The sequence below is a fragment of the Syntrophomonas sp. UBA1041 genome, from assembly GCF_002316705.1.
GTDB lineage: Bacteria > Bacillota > Syntrophomonadia > Syntrophomonadales > Syntrophomonadaceae > DTU019.
In genome coordinates, this window is sequence record NZ_DCEA01000048.1 from 14,760 (window position 1) to 20,902 (window position 6,143).

The following is a 6,143-nucleotide window of genomic DNA, read 5'->3' on the forward strand; positions in this document are numbered from 1 at the left end:
CCGATCCTGCACAATTGAGCTGGGATATGGCAGGCCAATGGGGCCTGACGGAACCTTCCCGGAAGGTTGCCAAGGGGCCGGCTTTGTTCCCCCGAATTGACCTAAAGACACTGGAGGAAGACATGACAGCAGGAGAAAAAACTCTAGCCCCGGTAGAAAACGAGCCGCAAGACGACGGGTTGATCTCTATTGAAGACTTTGCCCGCTTGGATCTAAGAGTAGCCCTGGTACTGGATTGCTACAAAATGGAGAAAACCGACAAACTCCTGGTCTTAAAGCTGCAGGTGGGAGATAAGGAGCATACTGTGGTGTCAGGAATCGCTAAAGCCTATCAGCCGGAGGATCTGATCGGCAAGAAAGTTGTATTGCTGGCCAACTTGAAACCTACCAAACTGAGGGGTACGCTTTCGGAAGGCATGATTCTGGCCGCTTCAACCGAAGGGGATGATAACCTGGAAGTATTGATGATAAACAAGGATCTCCCCAGTGGCAGCCGTGTAAAGTAGCCGGGTTAAAAATAATCGCCCGGGATATAAAAGACCAATAAGAGGAATTAAAGTAATAGTGGAAAAACATAATGAAACACTTATTGACAGCCACGCTCACCTGCAGGACCGGGCTTTCACAAATGACCTGGATCAGGTAATGCAGAGAGCTGCGGCGGCCAATATCGGGAAAATTATATGTGTAGGCTACGATTATGACACTTCCCTGGAAGCGGTGCGTCTGGCCCACGAATATCATCAGGTTTATGCGGTAATTGGGGTTCACCCCCACGACGCCAAAACCCTGACCGCCGACATCATCAACAAGCTGTATGTCCTGGCTAGAGATCCCAAAGTGGTTGCCATCGGAGAAACCGGTCTGGATTTTTACCGGGATTTGTCCCCCCGGGACATACAGCGTCAGGCTTTTCTGGAACAAATCAAAATTGCGGCTGAGTTGTACAAACCTATTGTTATTCACGACCGGGACGCCCACCAGGAAGTGATGGACATTATAAAAAAAGAAAAGGCTGGTCGCTGCCAGGGGGTAATGCATTGCTATTCCGGTCACCTGCCTATGGCCATTGACCTGATGAAAGAAGGTTTTTATATCTCTTTCGCCGGGCCATTAACCTATAAAAATGCTAAGAAGACTATAGAAGTAGCCTCGCGCCTAACCCTGGAGAGAATTCTCATCGAAACCGACTGCCCCTATCTTGCGCCCGAACCGGTACGGGGAAAACGCAATGAACCAGCCAATGTGATGCATGTGGCCGCAAAACTAGCCAGCCTGAGACAAAAGAGCCTGGCCGAAATCGCCTATCAAACCAGTCTCAATACCTGCCGACTCTTTAACCTATCCTGAAATTAAACCGATAAATTATGGCTTAATTCGAGATTATTATCGGTCAGCCCATCCGCCATTTCAGCATAGTTTTTGCCCTTCTCAGAATAAAATAGGGACAACTGGAGCATAATCTATCATAGTATAACAACATATGGAATGGCTTCCAGTTATAGCCATATTATTTGACTTTAAGACGGGCTTTCTATACAATGGATGATACCTCGATTCCATTTTCAAGGAATAGCTCGCAATGCCTTGAGAAGGGAGGAGAACCGTGATGAAAATAAAAAAAGGCGCATATCTATTTGCAGTGGTCTTTGGTCTGGTGATCTTTGGAGTCAGTTTAGTTTTTGCTTTGCAGAAGCCGGTGGCTATTGCGGTAGATGGGAAAATTATTAAAGATCAGGTATTCTTTAGCTGCAGTGTAGCTCAGGTGTTAGAACAAAATGGGATAGTCCTGGGTGAATACGATCTGGTTCAGCCTGATTTGAATGCCGCTGTACAAAAGAACACCAATATCAATGTAATTCGAGCATTTAAGGTATTTGTGATTGCTGATGGACAGAAAAAGGAGCTTATTACCCCGCCGGTACCGATAAAAGAAGCCATTGCTGAAGCCGGCATTACGCTGGGGGAAAAAGACCTGGTCAAAACCATGGCCAGCGAATTGACTCAGCCCAATCAGGAAATTGAGATCATTCGGGTAAACGAACAGGATACTCAGGAGGAGGCCGTCCTGCCTTATGGAGAGGAGCGCACGGAAGACAACACCCTGGAAAAGGGATTGACCAAAACCCTGCGGCCAGGGGCAAACGGCGCCGTACTCAATACAGTACGTATCACCTATCATAATGGCCAGGAGGTCAAGCGGGAGGTTATCGATAGCAAAACTACCGTACAGCCAGTGAACAAGATCGTTGCGATGGGCAATATTACTTCAGTGTCACGCGGCAATCTGCGATTGAGTTTCAAACAGGCTCTTTATGCCCGGGCCAGTGCTTATACCTACACTGGCAACAATACCGCAACCGGCACGAAACCGGCCGTCGGCACAGTTGCAGTCGATCCCTCGGTGATTCCCCTGGGATCCCGCTTATATATCGAAGGTTATGGATATGGCACTGCCTGTGATACAGGCGGGGCGGTTTATGGCAATAGAATCGATCTGTTCATGGAAGACCGCGGCCAGTGCCTCAAATGGGGAGTACGTAACGTCAAGCTCTATATACTAGATTAAGTCTGTTAAAAACCAGGAAGGGAGGCCCTTCCTATTTTTTTTGCCAATTATTACCTGAGTTAAATTACCACCGGGACCAGAAAATAAAATTACTGATTGTGGAGGTGGAAGTTGATTGAAAAGAATAATAGCGCTATTACTCTGTTTGGGGTTATTGGCTGCTCTTGCCGCGGGATGTCAAAAGCCTGCTCAAAAGCCTGAGACACCACAGCCAGAGACATCCGGGCTCACCACCAGTGACCGCCGGGTAATATCTGACAAGTTATCAAAACAGGCCCGGCAGGTCGAAGGCGTGCAAAATGCCACAGTGGTTCTGACTGAAATGGGGAGCGATACGGTAGCCCCCAGCCCGACTCCGGGAGAAACCCAGGTTCAAGGATTAGTGGCCATGGTTGGAGTTACCATTAAATCCGGTGCCGACGAAAACAAAGTGAAAGAGGAAATCAGGCAGAAATTAAAAGCTGTTGACTCACGGGTGTCGCATGTATTGGTTACTACAGATCCAAACCTGATCAGGAAGATTAATGATGTAGCGGCTGGTTTGATCGATGGTAAGCCGTTTCAAACTATGAAAGATGATATCAACGCCATCAACCAGCAAATAAAGAAAGATAACCCCAAACCTTAACTGACCAGGCCCGGGCGCGTTTAAGAAAGGGACCAAAGTCCCTTTCAGTAAACGCGTTTTGGCATATTTGATGTATAATGTGTAATAAGTCCCCAAAAGGGAAAAGGGACAGGAGAAAGTAAATTGTCCAATGTAAAACAGGTTTTAAACCATTTTCAGTTGGCCCCCCATAAAAGATGGGGTCAAAATTTCCTGACCGACAACAATATTGCGCGCAAAATAGTAGAAGAGTGCCACTTAAACGCTGAAGATTATGTGGTGGAGATAGGGCCCGGACTCGGAGCCTTAACCCCGCTGCTGGCCAGAAAATGCCGAAAGTTACTGGCTATTGAGATTGATCGAGGCATGGAACGGCCTTTGCGTGAGGCTCTAAACGGCATCGATAATGCCACGCTGCTTTTTGCGGACGTATTGTCGATTGATATGGAAGCGGAGATTAAGAAAACGTTCAATTTGGAAGAATTATCATCATTTAAGGTCTGTGGCAATATACCGTATAATATAACCAGCCCGATTATATTCTACTTGTTGGAATCGTGCCCGCATCTCGCGCAGGCCGTTTTAATGCTACAGAAGGAGGTGGCAGAGCGGTTAAAAGCTCAGCCAGGCAGCAAAGATTATGGACTGCTGACCTTGAGTACCAGATATCATTGTGATGTAGAATACATAACCACTGTTTCGAAACATTGCTTTTATCCCCAGCCGGAAGTGGAATCTGCGGTAATTTCATTGAAACCTATAGCCGGGAAGAGGATTCAGGTTGGCAGTGAATTTCAGCTTTTCAGTTTTATGAGGGTTTGCTTTCAAAAAAGGCGCAAAACCATTCTCAATATCAGCAGCAGTCATTTTCGTTTGGAAAAAGAGGAGGCCGCCCGCGCCCTGCAAGGACTGGGAATATCCCCTCAGGCCAGACCCGAAAACCTCGTTTTGGATCAATTCGCACAGATAGTCGAAAGCTTTGCACCACAGGAGGTTTGATTTGAGATGTCTTTCTATAGTCCCAGCAAAGGTGAACTAGAGCTAACCGAAGTGGTGGAAGATATTCTGGCATACATAAGTGAAGATTTAAACCGGACCTATAAATTGATCGTAGGCAGTGATTCCCACCCCCGGGTAACCAATACTTGCTTTGTGTCGGCGATTATTATTCACCGTCAAGGTAAGGGCGCCAGATATTATTACAACAAGACTTATGAGGTTCGGGTAAAATCCCTTCGCCAGCGAATTTTTTATGAAGCCTCCCTTAGCCTCGAATTGGCCGACCAGCTGGAACAATTATTAAGGCAAAAGGGCTGTGAAGATATGGAGGTGGAGATTCATCTTGATATCGGTACACATGGCGAGACCAAGGAACTGATTCGAGAGATCACCGGTATGGTAATCGGCTGCGGTTTTAATGCCTGCATAAAGCCGAATGCATGTGCTGCCAGCAAAGTAGCCGATAAGCATACCAAGCATTAAATACTAAAGTATTTTGAAAAAACCAATCAAGTCCAGATAAATCTCAATTATCATGTTGACAGGAAGGACGTTTTTTTATATACTAATTGGTCAAGTATTGACATGTACTGCTTTGTGATATACAATTATTATGATAAATGAGCAAAGCAGGTGGATGAGTATGAGTTCTCCCAGGGCAATATCTGACATCAAGAAGGATCTTGAGTCTTTTGTGGGCAGCAAAATTCGCCTAAAGGCCAACCGGGGCAGAAACCGTATTATAGAAAGGGAAGGCATATTAGAATCCATTTACCCCAACATTTTCGTAGTCAAGCTTGACGAGAGGAAAATCGAAAGAAGAGTATCTTACAGCTATGCTGACGTATTAACCGAGACGGTGGAGCTGTTCGTATACGATACCGCAGATGAAGAGTTCAGAATCCCATCGGTAAATCCATAAAAGGTATTAAAAAAACTGCACCCAAAGGTGCAGTTTTTTTATATGTGCAGGCGGGGACATAGTTGGCAAACGGCATCCATATAAATAGACCAAGAAAGTATGACTGTCTAGGGAAAGGAGTATTAGTGACTTGCCGAAGATTTGGTCACCAGTTATTCTTGCCCAACTGGACTCCCCGCAGAGCGTTGCCATAGATCGTGTTTATCAGCTTAACAAATCCTACCAATCTATAGAAGACCTGCGAGTAAAAGTCCAAAGTTGCAAGGCCAATAGCCATGGCAAATATGTAGAAAACATAATCCGATTAAGTATCCTGGCTCTATTACAGGAGCCCGACCATAAACCGGATTTGGTGCGCTTTGAGGATGAACTCAAAGAATGGCTGCCGCTTCATTGCTTTGATCCTCCCGTACAGCTCAAGCCTGAAACCGGAATGATTGTTGAACCGGACAAAGTTATCTGTGAAGGTGAACTGCAGGATCGGATATTAAGGGTGAAAATTCATTTTAATTACACTATTTTAGCGGTACAGCATGAAGCCGTAGATCTGAGCGAAACCCTGCCGTCAGAACTGCCCGCCGATCTGGAGCCCTACTATCCAGGCCAGATTATACTTGAAACCATTCGTAATCTGGAATATGAAGTACAGCGGCTCTCCCAGGATAACGACAGACTGAATCACCGCATTATGATCTATGAGAAAAACCTTACCGGTTTAAAAAATGCGCTAAGGAAGGCGGAAAACCGCAGTCAGGCGCTTGTCAATCAATTGATGCAATCCAACCGCATGAAACAGGATTTGCAGGAGCAGCTCAACAAAAAAGAGGCGGCTGCCAGTTTACAAAACTCATGGAAAACCGCTTCTAAAGCGGAGAATAGCCGGATTAACCTGAGGGATAAGATCAGGCACCTTTTTGCCCTGGGGAAATCGGCTGCTTATTAAAAAACAATCAAACCCGGAGGCGGTGTCTCCGGGTTCAGACCGTCGACAAAAGCGAATAACTGCGTTGCTCAATAGGCCCGCTCAATCAACGTACTATTTGTAC

8 protein-coding genes are annotated in these 6,143 nt (G+C 46.0%); all 8 read left to right on the forward strand.

Annotation, left to right across the window (positions count from 1 at the left end):
• Nucleotides 1-506, forward strand: a 506-nt coding sequence (gene metG, locus B2633_RS07350) for a methionine--tRNA ligase subunit beta (RefSeq protein ID WP_483169952.1), incomplete at its 5' end; no start/stop codon positions are given.
• Nucleotides 507-564: 58 nt separating this feature from the next.
• The gene (locus tag B2633_RS07355; RefSeq protein ID WP_483169954.1) at nt 565-1,350 is read left to right on the forward strand and encodes a TatD family hydrolase; all 786 of its coding nucleotides are present in this window, start codon (nt 565-567) and stop codon (nt 1,348-1,350) included.
• A gap of 259 nt (nt 1,351-1,609) precedes the next feature.
• Entirely contained in the window at nt 1,610-2,569 is a 960-nt protein-coding gene (locus tag B2633_RS07360; RefSeq protein WP_483169955.1) for a 3D domain-containing protein, read from the forward strand.
• A 115-nt stretch (nt 2,570-2,684) separates the two neighbouring features.
• Nucleotides 2,685-3,197, forward strand: coding sequence for a YhcN/YlaJ family sporulation lipoprotein (locus tag B2633_RS07365; RefSeq protein WP_481042076.1), 513 nt, complete (start codon nt 2,685-2,687; stop codon nt 3,195-3,197).
• Nucleotides 3,198-3,320: 123 nt separating this feature from the next.
• Nucleotides 3,321-4,175 carry a 16S rRNA (adenine(1518)-N(6)/adenine(1519)-N(6))-dimethyltransferase RsmA gene (rsmA, locus tag B2633_RS07370; protein ID WP_483169956.1) on the forward strand — a complete coding sequence of 285 codons (855 nt, stop codon included), beginning with the start codon at nt 3,321-3,323 and terminating at the stop codon, nt 4,173-4,175.
• A 6-nt stretch (nt 4,176-4,181) separates the two neighbouring features.
• On the forward strand, nt 4,182-4,658 hold the full coding sequence (locus B2633_RS07375; protein ID WP_481042080.1) for a ribonuclease H-like YkuK family protein: 477 nt from the start codon (nt 4,182-4,184) through the stop codon (nt 4,656-4,658).
• A 160-nt stretch (nt 4,659-4,818) separates the two neighbouring features.
• Entirely contained in the window at nt 4,819-5,097 is a 279-nt protein-coding gene (locus B2633_RS07380; RefSeq protein WP_481042084.1) for a Veg family protein, read from the forward strand.
• A 130-nt stretch (nt 5,098-5,227) separates the two neighbouring features.
• Complete coding sequence (locus B2633_RS07385) at nt 5,228-6,040, forward strand: hypothetical protein (RefSeq protein ID WP_483169958.1); 813 nt, start codon at nt 5,228-5,230, stop codon at nt 6,038-6,040.
• The last annotated feature ends 103 nt before the right edge of the window (nt 6,041-6,143 follow it).